This window comes from Modestobacter versicolor (assembly GCF_041028285.1).
Lineage (GTDB): Bacteria > Actinomycetota > Actinomycetes > Mycobacteriales > Geodermatophilaceae > Modestobacter > Modestobacter versicolor_A.
Genome location: NZ_JABGDB010000001.1, coordinates 403520 through 417298, shown reverse-complemented (window position 1 = coordinate 417298; position 13779 = coordinate 403520). Strand labels below are relative to the sequence as shown.

General features: G+C 74.6%; 12 protein-coding genes. 8 read left to right on the top strand and 4 right to left on the bottom strand.

The features are described 5' to 3' along the window. Nucleotides 1-6: 6 nt before the first annotated feature. Together HL054_RS02160 and HL054_RS02155 are read right to left on the bottom strand one after the other, a co-directional pair. Nucleotides 7-189 (bottom strand): hypothetical protein, encoded by a 183-nt coding sequence (locus tag HL054_RS02160; RefSeq protein ID WP_369137044.1) that lies wholly within the window; start codon nt 187-189, stop codon nt 7-9. A gap of 108 nt (nt 190-297) precedes the next feature. Further along, on the bottom strand, nt 298-894 hold the full coding sequence (locus HL054_RS02155; RefSeq protein ID WP_369137043.1) for a TetR/AcrR family transcriptional regulator: 597 nt from the start codon (nt 892-894) through the stop codon (nt 298-300). A 90-nt stretch (nt 895-984) separates the two neighbouring features. Here HL054_RS02155 and HL054_RS02150 point away from each other — a divergent pair, with 90 nt between their 5' ends. Then, a complete protein-coding gene (locus HL054_RS02150; RefSeq protein WP_369137042.1) occupies nt 985-2544 on the top strand; it encodes a DHA2 family efflux MFS transporter permease subunit in 1560 nt (519 codons plus the stop codon). Nucleotides 2545-2622: 78 nt separating this feature from the next. On the opposite strand, the gene HL054_RS02145 is transcribed toward HL054_RS02150, so the two are convergent. Next, nucleotides 2623-4260 (bottom strand): APC family permease, encoded by a 1638-nt coding sequence (locus HL054_RS02145; protein WP_369137041.1) that lies wholly within the window; start codon nt 4258-4260, stop codon nt 2623-2625. A gap of 237 nt (nt 4261-4497) precedes the next feature. Between HL054_RS02145 and HL054_RS02140 the strand changes: the two genes are divergently transcribed. The 3 genes from HL054_RS02140 to HL054_RS02130 all read left to right on the top strand — a co-directional run bounded on the left by HL054_RS02140 (nt 4498) and on the right by HL054_RS02130 (nt 9444). Next, complete coding sequence (locus HL054_RS02140) at nt 4498-6066, top strand: MFS transporter (protein WP_369137040.1); 1569 nt, start codon at nt 4498-4500, stop codon at nt 6064-6066. A gap of 190 nt (nt 6067-6256) precedes the next feature. Further along, entirely contained in the window at nt 6257-8353 is a 2097-nt protein-coding gene (locus tag HL054_RS02135; protein WP_369137039.1) for a SpoIIE family protein phosphatase, read from the top strand. 122 nt (nt 8354-8475) lie between these two features. Then, nucleotides 8476-9444 (top strand): anti-sigma factor RsbA family regulatory protein, encoded by a 969-nt coding sequence (locus HL054_RS02130; protein ID WP_369137038.1) that lies wholly within the window; start codon nt 8476-8478, stop codon nt 9442-9444. 9 nt (nt 9445-9453) lie between these two features. On the opposite strand, the gene sigJ is transcribed toward HL054_RS02130, so the two are convergent. Next, nucleotides 9454-10341 carry an RNA polymerase sigma factor SigJ gene (gene sigJ / locus HL054_RS02125; RefSeq protein ID WP_369137037.1) on the bottom strand — a complete coding sequence of 296 codons (888 nt, stop codon included), beginning with the start codon at nt 10339-10341 and terminating at the stop codon, nt 9454-9456. A gap of 117 nt (nt 10342-10458) precedes the next feature. On the opposite strand from sigJ, the gene HL054_RS02120 reads away from it, so the two are divergent. From HL054_RS02120 to HL054_RS02105, 4 genes are all read left to right on the top strand, one after another. After that, nucleotides 10459-11208 (top strand): SDR family oxidoreductase, encoded by a 750-nt coding sequence (locus tag HL054_RS02120; protein ID WP_369137036.1) that lies wholly within the window; start codon nt 10459-10461, stop codon nt 11206-11208. 81 nt (nt 11209-11289) lie between these two features. Continuing rightward, on the top strand, nt 11290-11685 hold the full coding sequence (locus HL054_RS02115; protein WP_369137035.1) for a TIGR03618 family F420-dependent PPOX class oxidoreductase: 396 nt from the start codon (nt 11290-11292) through the stop codon (nt 11683-11685). Nucleotides 11686-11770: 85 nt separating this feature from the next. Continuing rightward, nucleotides 11771-12673: a dioxygenase family protein gene (locus HL054_RS02110; protein ID WP_369137034.1), complete on the top strand. Its 903-nt coding sequence runs from the start codon at nt 11771-11773 to the stop codon at nt 12671-12673. Continuing rightward, nucleotides 12670-13773 carry a maleylacetate reductase gene (locus tag HL054_RS02105; protein WP_369137033.1) on the top strand — a complete coding sequence of 368 codons (1104 nt, stop codon included), beginning with the start codon at nt 12670-12672 and terminating at the stop codon, nt 13771-13773. The genes HL054_RS02110 and HL054_RS02105 overlap by 4 nt, the downstream gene beginning before the upstream one ends. Nucleotides 13774-13779 lie beyond the last annotated feature (6 nt).

Sequence of the window (13779 nt, the reverse complement as noted above, 5' to 3'; positions counted from 1 at the left end):
CTTCGTCTAGATCAGGACGTCGAAGGTGGACCCGAGGTCGCGGACCAGCATCGCCTGGTGGGTCAGGTCGGTCGCGGTGGTGAGCCACCCGGCCACGAACAGGAGGGCCTCTGCCGGGGTGTCGTCCAGCGACGCCGTCGCCGCCGTCGTCCCTGCCTGCCCCACCGCACTGCACGCCAAGGTCAACATGACCGGCTCCTCTCGTAGGAGGGATGAGTCGGCAGGACCGGCACGGAACTGGACGCCCACCCGCGCACCTCCCCCCGTGGGGGGAGGTGCGCAGTCCCGGGAGTGCCGTCAGCGCAGCCCGGCGACGAGCAGCTGCAGCAGCGACTCGTACGTCGCTGCCGGGTCCGGCGTGAGGACCGCGCCGCCGAGCTCCAGGCTCACCGCGCCGTGCACGGAGCTCCAGATCAGCTGGGCGGTCTCGGTGGGGTCTCCTTCCCGCAGCGCACCGCCGGCCATGGCGGAGCGGACGTGCGTGACCAGCGCCCCGAAGGCCGCCGTGGCGTGCGCGACCAACTCCTCGGCGCCCTCGCCGGGCAGCGGCCGCCCGCCGAACATCGCCGCGTAGTGCTGCGGCCGGGCCAGGGCGAAGCGCCGGTAGTTGCGCCCGCTGGCCACCAGCCGGACGACCGGGTCGGGGTCGGTGTCCTCCTCGACCGCGGCCCGCAGCCCGTCGAAGCCGCGGACCAGGACTGCCGAGATCAGCCCGTCCTTGCTGCCGAAACGGTTGTAGACGCCCATCGGCGCCACCCCCGCTTCGGCGGCAACCGCGCGGACGGTCACCGCGCCGAGGCCGTCGCGCACGAGCACCCGCTCGGCCGCGTCGACCAGGGCCTGCTCGACCGCTCGGCTTGGGGTGCGCCCCGCTCCGGGCCTGACATCCGTCACGGCCTCATCCTCCTGCACAGATCGACCTTGCCAGTATGTAGAACGTCGTCCTACTGTTCTGGTACGTCGTTCTACTAGCCGGAGGCCGCGATGACCACTCCCCCACCTGCGCCCACCACCCGTCGGTGGTGGGTGCTCGCCGTGCTCTGCCTGTCCGTGCTGCTGGTCAGCATCGACAACACCATCGTCAACGTCGCGCTGCCGACCCTCAGCCGCGAGCTGTCGGCCAGCACCAGCGACCTGCAGTGGGTCGTCGACGGCTACACGCTGGCCTTCGCTGCGCTGCTCCTGCTCGGCGGCGCCCTCGGCGACCGGTTCGGCCGGCGGCGGGTGCTCCAGGCCGGCCTGGTCGCGTTCGCCCTCACCTCCGCGCTGGCCTCGGCCGCCACCACCACCGACCAGCTCATCGCCGGCCGCGCGGCCATGGGCGTCGCCGCCGCGGCCATCTACCCGGCGACCCTGGCCCTGCTGGTCACCACGTTCACCGACCGCCGCGAGCGGGCCACCGCGCTGGGCGTCTGGTCCGCGGTCACCGGCCTCTCGGTGGCGATCGGCCCGGTCACCGGCGGCCTGCTGCTGGAGCTCTTCCCCTGGGGCTCGGTCTTCCTGGTCAACCTGCCGATCGCCGCGGTCGCCGTCGTCGCCGGCCGGCTGCTGGTGCCCGAGTCCTCCGCGCCGACGGTCCACCGCTTCGACCTGCCCGGCGCCGCGGCCTCGGTGCTCGGCATCGGTCTGCTGGTCTGGACGACGATCGAGGCCCCCGGCCACGGCTGGGGGTCGGCCACCACGCTCGGCGGCTACGCGGCGGCCGCGCTGGTGCTGGCCGGCTTCGTCGTCCACGAGCTGCGCACCGCGGCGCCGCTGCTGGACGTCCGGCTGTTCCGCGACCCGCGGGTGTCGGTCGGCAGCGGCGCGATCGCGCTGGCCTTCTTCAGCCTCTTCGGGTTCATCTTCATGATCACCCAGTACTTCCAGTCCGTCCGCGGCTACGGCACCCTGACCGCCGGTGTGGCGACCCTGCCCTTCGCCACGGTCATCGGGGTCACCGCGCCGCTGGCCATCGTCGCGATGCGGGCGGTCGGCACCAAGCTGGTCGTCGCGGCCGGGCTGCTCACCATGGCCGCCGGGTTCGTGGTCGCCACCGGCACGACGTTGGACTCCGCCTACTGGGGCCGCATCGTGCTCGCGATGGTGCTGATGGCCGCCGGCCTCGGGCTGGTCACGAGCCCCGCGACCGAGGCGGTGATGGGTGCGCTGCGTGGCGACCAGGCCGGTGCCGGGTCCGCGGTCAACGACACGGTGCGCGAGGTCGGCGGCACGCTCGGCGTCGCTGTCGTCGGCTCGGTGCTCAGCACGGTGTACGGCCCGGCCGTGGCCGACGGGCTCGCCGCGGCCGGCGCCCCGGCGCCCGCGGCCGACGGTGCGGCGGACTCGGTGGCGGCCGGGCTCGCGGTCGCCGGGCAGCTGCCCGGCGACGCGGCGGAGCTGGTCCGGCAGGCGTTCCTGGACGGCGTGGTCGCCGGCTCCTGGGTGTGCGCTGCGGCCGGCGCGGTCGGCGCCGCGGTGGTGCTCTCGTTCCTGCCCGCCCAGCACCGAGTCGCTGGAACTGCGGCACAGCCCCGCCCCGACGGCGCAGCGATGACCAGGTGACCTGATCGAACGCCGTCCTCCCGCACCGACGTTGGTGCGGGAGGACAGCCGTCGACCAGGTGACCTGATCGAACTCGGTCAGGCGCGCGGGTCCCAGGGCTCGCGGCCGGGCGGCAGGTTGGAGCGGTCAGGGGCGATGACCGTCGCCTCGTGCGAGTCCGGCAGCGCCACGGTGCGGGCGTCGGCGGTCAGCAGCAGGTCGCCGGTGCCTCGCAGCATCGTCTCGCCGCGGAAGAAGGCCGGCGCGACGCGGCTGTAGACGACCATCAGCACCAGGCCGAGCAGCAGCGCACCGATGCCGATGACGAAGACACCGCCGACGCCGTTGATCACCGTCTCGCCGTAGCCGGGGTCGGCGTACTCGACGCAGGCGAGCACGAAGACGACGAGCATCAGCAGCCCGCCCAGCAGGGGCAGCAGGAACCGCATGAGCACGTCCCGCGGACCCCGGAGCGACCGGCGGAACTCCCAGGCGCAGGCGAACCCGGTCAGGCCGTAGTAGAAGGCGATCAGCATGCCGGTGGCGGTGATCGAGTCGATCAGCACGTTCTCGCTGACCAGCGTCAGCCCGACGTAGAACGCGATCGACACCGCCCCCATCCAGATGGTCGAGACCGTCGGGGTCAGGTGGCGGGGGTGGATCCGGGCGAAGGACCGGGGCAGCGCGCCGTAGGCGGCCATCGACAGCGAGCCCCGCGCGGTCGGCAGGATCGTCGTCTGGGTGCACGCCGCCGACGAGGTGAGCACCGAGATGATGAGCAGCGCCTCGAAGACGTGGCCGAAGAGGTCGTCGCCGAAGACGGCGGCCCCGAGCGCGTTGAACACGTCCTCGGCGTTGGCCTCGTTGCCCAGCCCGATCCCCTCGGTGCCGACGCCGGCGAAGGCCACCGTGGCGACCGAGACGACGGTGTAGATGCCCACCAGCAGGACGGTGGAGACGATCGCGGCCCGTCCGGGCGAGCGGGTGGGGTTGGCGGTCTCCTCGTTGACCGCGACCGCGGAGTCCCAGCCCCAGTAGATGAAAATCGCCAGCAGGGTGGCCTCGGTGAGCGCCGTCCAGCTCAGCCCCGAGGGCCACAGCCACGACAGGGACGGGGTGAGCGAGCCCTCGGGCGCCGTCCCGCCGTAGACCTTGACCAGCGCGTAGCTGGCGAAGGCCACCAGGACGACGACCTCCACGGCCAGCAGCACGATCTGCACCCGGGCGGTCGGCTCGATGCCCCGGTAGCAGATCCAGGTCATCAGCGCGATCCAGCCGACGCCGGCGACCGTCGTCCAGAGCGTGCTCTCCGCGAGGGAGTCCAGGCCGAGCAGCCGGTACCCGTAGGAGCCGGCGACCTGGGCCAGGTTCGCCATCACGATGACGTCGGCGGCGATGATCCCCCAGCCGCCCATCCACCCGGTCCGCGGGCCGAACGCCCGGGCGGCCCAGGTGAACGTCGTGCCGCAGTCGGGCTCGCGCTTGTTCAGCTCCGAGTAGGCGACCGCGATCAGCCACATCGGCACGAACGCCAGCAGCATGATCGCCGGGGCCTGCACCCCGACCGCGATGACGACGAACCCGAGGGTGGCCGCCAGCGCGTACGCCGGTGCGGTCGAGGAGACGCCCAGGACGATCGAGGACACCAGTCCCAGCGCCCCGGTCCGGAGCCCCTTGTCGACGGCGACGCCCTCGACCCGTGCGGCCGGCCGCGGCGCCGTGGACGGAGGGGTCATGCCGGAGCCGTGCGCGCAGTCATGCCGTTGTTATCGCACACGGCGGGCGCCGCCGCGGGACGGGGTCGGCACTGCCCGCGTCGCTCCCCGAACCGTCGGACGCGGGTGGGAACATCGGCTCCGCCGAGATGGTTGCTTGCGCCTAGCAAGCAACAGGCGTCTCACGCCGGCGCGACGGTGCGCCCCCGCCCGCACACCCGCTCGCTCACCCGCTCGCACACCCGCCAGGAGTCCTCCGTGTCCCAACCCGCACCACCCACCCGGGCCGGCGCCACCGGCGCCTCTGCCGCCGGTGGCGGCACCGCTGCCGACGCGACGGCCACCGCCGACGCCAAGGCCAGCGCCTCCCGCGAAGCGGAGCACGACCACAGCCGCCGGTGGTGGACCCTCGCCGCGCTGGGCCTGGCCCAGCTCATGGTCGTGCTCGACGCGACCATCGTGAACATCGCGCTCCCCAGCGCCCAGGCCGACCTCGGCTTCGGCGACGCCGACCGGCAGTGGGTGGTCACCGCCTACGCGCTCGCCTTCGGCGGGCTGCTGCTCCTCGGCGGCCGGCTGGCCGACCTCTTCGGCCGACGCCGCACCCTGCTGGTCGGCCTGATCGGCTTCGCGCTCGCCTCGGCCCTCGGCGGCGCCGCGACCGGCTTCGGCACCCTCGTCGGGGCACGCGCCCTGCAGGGCGTCTTCGGCGCCCTGCTCGCCCCCTCGGCGCTCTCGCTGCTGACCCTCACCTTCAGCGACCCCAAGGAGCGCGGCAAGGCCTTCGGGATCTTCGGAGCCATCGCCGGCGCCGGTGCGGCCATCGGCCTGCTGCTCGGCGGCGTGCTCACCGAGTACCTCAGCTGGCGCTGGTGCCTCTACGTGAACGTGCCGATCGCCGTGATCGCCGGGCTCGGCGCGATCCGCTTCGTCCGCAAGGTGCCCCCGGCCAGCGGGGTCCACCTCGACATCCCCGGGGTCGTCACCGCGGTGCTGGGCCTCGGCGGGCTGGTCTACTCCTTCGCCCGCGCCGAGAGCGACGGCTGGAGCGACCCGGTCACCATCACGCTGATCGCCGTCTCCGTCGTCCTGCTGGTCGTCTTCGTGCTCCTGCAGCAGCGCGTCGCGCACCCGCTGCTGCCGCTGCGCGTGGTCCTGGACCGGCGCCGCGGCGGTGCGTACCTGGCCATCGGCCTGGCCGCCATCGGCATGTTCGCCGTCTTCCTCTTCCTCACCTACTACCTGCAGCAGACGAAGGGGTTCAGCCCGCTGCGGAGCGGGGTGGCGTTCCTGCCGTTCGTCGCCGGCATCCTGACCAGCTCGACGGTCATCGTGCCCCGGCTGCTGCCCCGGATCGGCCCGCGCTACCTGATCACCACCGGGCAGCTGCTCGGCATGGCCGGGCTGCTGTACCTGTGGCGGCTCGAGGCGGACAGCGGGTACGCGGTGCACGTGCTCCCCGCGCTGTTCGTCATGGGGTCGGGCATGGGGCTGATCTTCGCCTCGTGCTTCAACACCGCGACCTCGGGCACCGCGCCCGCGGACGCCGGGGTCGCCTCGGCCCTGGTGAACACCGGCCAGCAGGTGGGCGGCGCGCTCGGCACCGCACTGCTGAACACCTTCGCCGCCTCGGCGACCGCCGCCTACGTCAGCGCCAACGGGCAGTCGCCGTCGGTGCTCGCCGACGCCGCGGTGGCCGGGGAGACCCGGGCGTTCCTCATCGCCGCCGGGGTGTTCCTGCTCGGTGCGGTGGTCAGCCTGCTGGTGCTCCCCAGCGGGCCGAACCCGGTCCCCCAGCGCGGCGCGCCGGTGCCCGCCGGTCACTGACGCCGGTGCCGGGCCCGCCGCCCCGACGGTGGCGGGCCCGGCCTCCGGCCGCCGACGCGGCCCGGGCGTCCGGGCGCGGTGCTTGCCCCGGGCCGGTCGTCCGTGACATAACTCGACATCGCGGTTCAGACGGCCAGCCGTGCACGACCCCGGGGGTCCCGGGGACCGATGTGAGACAGGGTGGGCAGCTGTGGAGCCGACGTCCATGGAGGGCGTCCGGGCATCCGACGCGGAGGCGACCCGGCTGCGGGCCGAGCTGGCGATCGCCGCGGCCGGCATCGGGACCTTCGACTGGGACCTGCGCACCGGCCGGTTGAGCTGGGACACCCGGCTGATCGAGATGTTCGGCTACGAGCCGGCCACCTTCGAGCAGACCATCGAGGCCTTCAACGTCCGGCTGCACCCCGACGACCTGCCCCGGGTCACCGACGCCCTGCAGCACACGATCGCCACCCAAGGCGAGTTCGAGGCCGACTACCGCGTGGTCCGGCCGGACGGCGAGACCCGCTGGGTGAGCGCCCGGGGCAAGGCCTTCGGCGGCCCCGAGGGCGGCGCGCAACGGCTGATCGGGGTGGCCTACGACGTCACCGCGCAGGTGGCCGGCGAGGCCCGGGTCAGCCGCGTGCTGGAGGCCATGCCGGCCGGCTTCTACTCGCTGGACGTGGAGTGGCGGTTCACCCACGTCAACGCCACGGCGGAGCGGCTGCTGGGCCAGGCGCGCGACGAGCTGCTCGGCCGGCTCATCTGGGACGCGTTCCCGGCCGCGGTGAACAGCGTCTTCGAGGACAGCTACCGGCAGGCCGTGGCCACCGGCGAGCCCGTCGCCTTCGACGCGTACTACCCGGCACCGCTCAACGGCTGGTACGAGCTGCGCGCCTGGCCCACCCCCGACGGCCTGTCGGTCTACTTCCTCGAGGTCACCGAGCGCCGGCACGCCCAGGAGATGGCCGAGCGGGCCGCCCGGCGGCTGGCCCTGCTCGCCCGGGTCAGCGCGGAACTGGCCAGCACCCTGGACGTGCAGGCCGCGACCGCGCGGTTGCCGCGGATCGTCGTCCCGTCGCTGGCCGACTACTGCATCCTCACCGTCATCGACGACGACGGCCAACCCCGCGACGTCGGCAGCTGGCACGTCGACCCGGCCCGCCGGGCGGTGCTGGAGCGCTACGCCGAGGTGCGGCTGGACGCGATGCCGATGACCGCACCGGTGGGCCGGGCGCTGCACGCCGACGAGGCGGTCACCTTCGCCGGGGACGACGTCCTGCGGCTGCTGCCCCCGGGGCGGGCGCACGACCTGCTGGCGGTCCTCGCCCCCGAGTCGGAGGTGGCGCTGCCGCTGCGGGCCCGCGGCCGGACCCTCGGCCTGCTCACCCTGTTCTTCGACGTCGGCCACGCCCCGAGCCCCGAGGACGTCGCGGTCGCCCAGGACGTCGCCGACCGGGCCGGGCTGGCGTGGGACAACGCACGCCTGTTCGGCCAGCAGCAGCAGATGGCCGAGACCTTGCAGCGCAGCATGCTGACCGACCCGCCGGAGCCCGACCACGCCGAGATCGTGGTGCGCTACCAGCCGGCGGTCGAGGCGGCCCGGGTCGGCGGCGACTGGTACGACGCGTTCCTGCAGCCCAACGGCGCGACGATGCTGGTCATCGGCGACGTCGTCGGCCACGACACCGCGGCGGCCGCGGCGATGGGCCAGGTGCGCAGCCTGCTGCGCGGCATCGCCGCCTACAGCGACGCCGGCCCCGCCGAGGTGCTCCGCGGGCTGGACTCGGCGATGGCGGTGCTCCAGATCGACACGCTGGCCACCGCGGCGGTCGCCCGGTTCGAGCAGACCGCCGACGAGCGACGGCGCGGGGTGACCCGGATGGTCTGGGCGAACGCCGGGCACCTGCCGCCGCTGGCGCTGAACCCCGACGGCTCGGTCGCGGTGCTCGCCGACTGGAAGGCCGACCTGCTGCTGGGCGTCGACGCGGCGACCGAGCGCGCCGAGTCGGTGGTGACCCTTGACCGCGGCGCGACCGTGCTGCTCTACACCGACGGCCTGATCGAGCGCCGGGACGCCGACCTCGACGCGGGGCTGGACCGGTTGCGGACGCACCTCGCCGAGCTGGCCGGCCTGCCGCTGCAGCAGCTGTGCGACGAGCTGATCACCCGGCTGGTCGACGGCCGCCCCGAGGACGACGTCGCGCTGGTCGCCGTCCGGCTGCACCCGCAGGACCGGCCGCGGCCGCCGGAGGCCGGCCCGAACCGGGTCCCGTCCGTCGTCCCGTCCGACCCGACCGTTCCGTGATCGGGCGGTGACGCCGAGTAGGAATCCGCGCCGATCGTCGAGCACCCGCCGTCCGGTGACCTACCGTGGGTGTCCACCGCACCGGCGGACGTCGGCGACGACGACCGAAGAGGGAGACCCGCGTGCCCGCGACCGGGGCCGACCAGCACCCCGAACGACCACTGGGGTACCTGCACGACCTCGTCCTGGACGACTCGCCCGAGGAGCTCGCCGCGCACGCGGAGTCCTTCCTGCGCGCCGGCCTGGCGGCCGGTGACGGCGCGGTCGTCGCGGCCGGCCCGCGCATCGGGCCACTGCTGCGCGAGGCGCTCGCGGACGACGACCGGGTGCTCGTGCTCGACCCTGCGACGGTCTACCGCGGGCGCACACCCGCGGCCATCACGGCGCTGCGGCAGCTGGCCGAGCAGCACACCCCTGCCGGCCGCCGGCTCCGCGTCGTCGGGGAGACCGTCTTCGGACCCACCCCGCGGGACTGGCTGGAGTGGGAACGGTACGAGGCGGTGATCAACGAGGCGCTGCGCCACCACCCGCTGTGGGGCCTGTGCGTGTACGACACCAGCCGGCTGCCCGACGAGGTGGTCGCGACCGGGCTGGCCACGCACCCGTACCTGGTCACCGCCGCCGGACGGCAGGCCAACCCCGGGTACAGCGACCCCGCCGACGTGCTCCGGGCCCTGCCGGTGCCCGACGAGCCGCTGGAGCGCACCGAGCCGCTGCTCCGCGTGGACGACGTCGCCGACTTCATCGGGCTGCGGCACACCGTCGGCGACCGGCTGGCCGACCTGGGCGGCTCGCCGGAGCTGGCCGAGGACCTGCACCTGGCGATCGACGAGATGAGCTCGAACGCCCTCCGCCACGGGAGCCGCCCGGTGCAGCTGCTGCTGTGGGGCTCGGCCGAACGGGTGGTCTGCCGGATCCGGGACCACGGCCCCGGCATGGACGCCCCCTTCGCCGGCTACGGCCCGGCCCACGGCGCCGACCTCTCCCGGGGTGGCATGGGCCTGTGGCTGGCCCGCCAGCTGTGCGACCACGTCGACATCCTCGACGAGGGCGACGGCCTCACCGTGCGCCTGGTGACCTCGCTGCGCTGACCGCCCGGCTCAGCGGTGCCGGGGCAGCTTGGCCGGCGCGACCAGCAGGTCCACCCGGTGCACCCGGCCGCCGACGACGGTGAGCGCGCCGACCAGCTGGACGACGCCACCGGCCAGGTACTCGAAGCCCGGCCCGCCGTTGAGCTGGAGCACGCGGACCTCGTCGGCCGCGGCCAGCTTGCGCGCCACCCCGACAAGGAACCGGCCCACCCGGTCGGCCCCCTGCACGGGCCGCCGTGCCGCGCTGGCGACCCCTCCCCCGTCGCTGGTCAGGACGACGTCCGGGTCCAGCAGCGTCAGCAGCCGGTCGAGGTCGCCGTCCCCCGCGGCGGCCAGGAACGCCTGCACCGTGCGGGAGTGGTCGCGGGCGCCGACGTCGACCCGGGGCGTCCCGTCGGCGACGTGCGCCCGGGCCCGCACCGCGAGCTGCCGGACCGCGGCGGGCGAACGCCCGACCACGGCGGCGACCTCGGGGAAGGGCATGCCGAAGACCTCGTGCAGCACCCACACCACCCGCTCGGCGGGCGTCAGGGTCTCCAGCACGACCATCAGCGCGTAGCTGACCGTCTCGTCCAGGGTCACCCGGTCGGCCGGGTCGTCCGCCGGCCCGGCCGAGGTGACCAGCGGCTCGGGCAGCCACGGCCCCACGTACGCCGCGCGCTGGACCCGCGCCGAGCGCAGCACGTCCAGCGCCCGGCGCGAGGTGGCCACGGTGCACCACGCCTCCACGTCGCGCACCGCCTCCCGCTGGTCGGCGGCGACCAGCCGCAACCAGCAGTCCGACACGACGTCCTCGGCCTCGGCGGTCGTGCCCAGCATCGCGTAGGCGATGCCGGTCAGCCGCGACCGCAGCGCGGTGAACGTGGCGGCCAGCTCGTCGATCCGGTTGATCTCCACTGGGGGAGGACGGTCGGGGCCCTCCGGCTGTGACACCGGTGCCATGTCACACCCCTCCCGGCCGGCTCGTCCTGTCCTCGAACGGGCCCACCCGGGGCCCGGGACGAGGAGACGATCATGAGGATCGCAGTTGCAGGGGGCACCGGCACCGTCGGTCGCGCCGTCGTCGCAGAGGTCGCGCGCACCGGGCACGAGAGCGTGGTGCTCGCACCGTCCACCGGCGTCGACCTCACCACCGGGACAGGGCTGGACGACGCGCTGCAGGGCGTGGACGCGGTCATCGACGTCTCGAACGCGGCGGTCTGGACCCGCGAGGCGTCCGAGGCCTTCTTCACGTCGGTCGCCGAGCACCTGCTCGACGCCTGCCGGCGGGCCGGGGTGGGGCACCTGGTCGTGCTGTCGATCGTCGGCGCGGACGTCGTCGACCTGGACTACTACTACGGCAAGCGCCGGCAGGAGCAGCTGGTGGCCGCGGGGCCGGTGCCGTGGACGGTGCTGCGCGCGACGCAGTTCTTCGACTTCGCCGCCCAGGTGCTGCGCCCGCAGAGCGGGCCGGTGGCCGAGGTGCCGCCGATGCTGTCCCAGCCGGTGGCGACGGCCGACCTGGCGGCCCGGCTGGTCGAGCTGGCCACCGGCCCGGCCCAGGGCGTCACCGTGCCGATCGCCGGGCCGGAGCGGATGACGGTGGCGGAGATGGCCCGCCGCGTCCTGGACCGGCGCGGGGAGGACGTCGAGGTGCGCGTGCAGGAGGTGCCGGGCCGGACCGGGGAGCTGATGGCCGGGGGCGCGCTGACCCCGGCGGGCGAGGCCACGATCGGCGTGCACACCTTCGCGGAGTACCTGGAGACGCTGGCCCCCGCGAGGTGACGGACCGGCCGGCAGGACGGGAGGCGGGCACCGCTGGGCCGTGACAGGGTCGGCCCGACCTGACTGCCCGAGAGGAACCACGTGGACCTGCCTGCCGGCCTGCTCGACCTGCTGAACCAGCCCAGCCCCTGCTTCGTGGCCACCGTCATGCCCGACGGAGCGCCGCAGATGACCCAGACCTGGGTGGACACCGACGGCACGAACATCCTGATCAACACCGTCGCGAGCTTCCAGAAGGTGCAGAACATGGAGCGGGACGCCCGGGTGGCCGTCAACGTCGCCGACCCGGCGGACGTCTCCCGCTACTACGCCGTCCGCGGCCGGGTCGTGTCGATCACCGCCGACGGCGCCACCGAGCACATCGACCAGCTGTCCCAGAAGTACACCGGCGGTCCGTACCCCTGGTACGGCGGCCGGGACCAGGTGCGGCTGCTGGTGACGATCGAGGCGGACAAGGTCAGCTCGCCGCAGGGCTGACCTCCCGGCGTGCCGGCGGCTCCGCACCGGCGGTGACCTGGACCGCCTATCCTGGCGCCCCGCGCCGGCGCAGAGGAGCAGCACCATGACCGACCGCGACGTCGTGCCCGAGGACATCACCGAGGACACCGTCACCGACGCCGTCGTCGACAGCTTCGCCGGCAGCGCGGACCCGCGCCTGCAGGCCCTGCTGTCGGCCGTGGTGCGGCACCTGCACGCCGCCGTCCGGGAGGTCGAGCCGACCATCGCGGAGTGGGAGGCGGCCGTCGACTTCCTCACCCGCACCGGCCAGACGTGCGACGACACCCGGCAGGAATTCGTGCTGCTCTCCGACGTGCTGGGCATCTCGGCGCTGGTGGAGAACATCAACCACCGCAAGGTCGCCGGGGCCACCGAGGCCACCGTGCTCGGTCCCTTCCACATGACCGAGTCGCCGGTCCGGGCCAACGGCGACTCCATCGACCTGGTCGGCGGGCGGGAACCGTGCGTGGTCACCGGGCGGGTGCTCACCACCGTCGGCGACCCGGTGCCCGGCGCGTCGGTCGACGTCTGGCAGGCCGACGAGAACGGCTTCTACGACGTCCAGCGCCCCGACGTGCAGCCCGCGGGCAACGGCCGGGGGCTGTTCACCACCGACGACGAGGGCCGGTTCTGGTTCAGCACCGTCGTCCCCAGCTGGTACCCGATCCCGACCGACGGACCGGTCGGCCGGCTGCTCGGTGCCACCGGGCGGCACCCGAACCGGCCGGCGCACGTGCACTTCATCGCCGACGCCGACGGATTCGTGCCGGTGACGACGCACATCTTCGTGGCCGGCAGCCCGTACCTGGACTCCGACGCGGTGTTCGCCGTCAAGCGCAGCCTGGTCCGCGACTTCGACCCGGTGGACGACGCGGCGGAGGCGGCGCGCTCCGGCGTCGCCAACCCCTTCCGGCACGCCCAGGTCGACCTCGTGGTGGAGCGCGCCGAGCCGACGGCGGCGGGATGAGCAGCGCCGACCCGGTGCTCGAGCGGTTCGCGGCGGGCCGGTCCTTCGTCGCCGCGCCGGTGCCCCGAGTGGTGTTCGGGCCCGGCGCCGTCGACCAGCTGCCCGCGGAGGTCGGCCGGCTGGGCTGGTCCCGGGTGCTGGTGCTGAGCACGCCGGGGCAGCGGCGGCTGGGTGAGCGGGTCGCCGGGCTGCTCGGCGACCGGGCGGCCGGGGTGCACGCCGGTGCGGTGCAGCACGTGCCGGTCGGGTCGATCGCGGCCGCGGTCGCCGCGCTCCGCGGTGCCGACGCGTGCCTGGCCGTCGGCGGCGGTTCGACGATCGGCCTGGCCAAGGCGGTCGCCCGGGACGCCGGGGTGCCCTACCTGGCGGTGCCCACCACCTACTCCGGCTCGGAGATGACCCCGGTCTGGGGCGTGACCAGCGACGGCGTGAAGACGACGGGGCGCAGCGACGCGGTGCGGGCGAGCACGGTGGTCTACGACCCGCAGCTCACCACCGGGCTGCCGGTGGCGACGTCGGTGACCAGCGGGCTGAACGCGGTCGCGCACGCTGCGGAGGCGCTGTACGCGCCGGACGCCACCCCGCTCACCGACGCGATGGCGGCGAGCGCGACCGAGGCGATGCTGGCGGCGCTCCCCCGGCTGGTCGAGGACCCCGCCGACGCCGCGGCCCGCGGTGCCGCGCTGACCGCCGCGTGGCTGTGCGGCTGCTGCCTGGCGGCGACCACGATGGCGCTGCACCACAAGCTCTGCCACACGCTGGGCGGCGCCTTCGGGCTGCCGCACGCCGAGACGCACGCCGCGCTGTTCCCGTACTCGCTGGCGTTCAACCTGCCCGCCGCGCCGTTCGCGCACCGGACGCTGGCCGCCGCGCTGTCCTCCGACGCCCCGGCGACCGCGCTGTGGCAGCTGGCCCGCCGGCTGGGCGCGCCGACGGCGCTGGCCGCCCTCGGGCTGTCCGCCGCCGACGTGCCGGAGATCGTGGCAACCGTGCTGGGCAGCCCGTACGCCAACCCGCGGCCGCTGACCGGCGACAGGCTGACCGCGCTGCTCGAGGCCGCCGTCGCCGGCGTCGACCCGGCGGCGCTCGCCGCAGGCTGAGCGCGT

What these genes read in the sequence shown, in the direction of transcription:
- HL054_RS02160 (WP_369137044.1), bottom strand. Translation starts at nt 189, where the DNA reads ATGTTGACCTTGGCGTGCAGTGCGGTGGGGCAGGCAGGGACGACGGCG.
- HL054_RS02150 (WP_369137042.1), top strand. Translation starts at nt 985, where the DNA reads ATGACCACTCCCCCACCTGCGCCCACCACCCGTCGGTGGTGGGTGCTC.
- HL054_RS02145 (WP_369137041.1), bottom strand. Translation starts at nt 4,260, where the DNA reads ATGACCCCTCCGTCCACGGCGCCGCGGCCGGCCGCACGGGTCGAGGGC.
- HL054_RS02120 (WP_369137036.1), top strand. Translation starts at nt 10,459, where the DNA reads ATGAGGATCGCAGTTGCAGGGGGCACCGGCACCGTCGGTCGCGCCGTC.
- HL054_RS02110 (WP_369137034.1), top strand. Translation starts at nt 11,771, where the DNA reads ATGACCGACCGCGACGTCGTGCCCGAGGACATCACCGAGGACACCGTC.
- HL054_RS02105 (WP_369137033.1), top strand. Translation starts at nt 12,670, where the DNA reads ATGAGCAGCGCCGACCCGGTGCTCGAGCGGTTCGCGGCGGGCCGGTCC.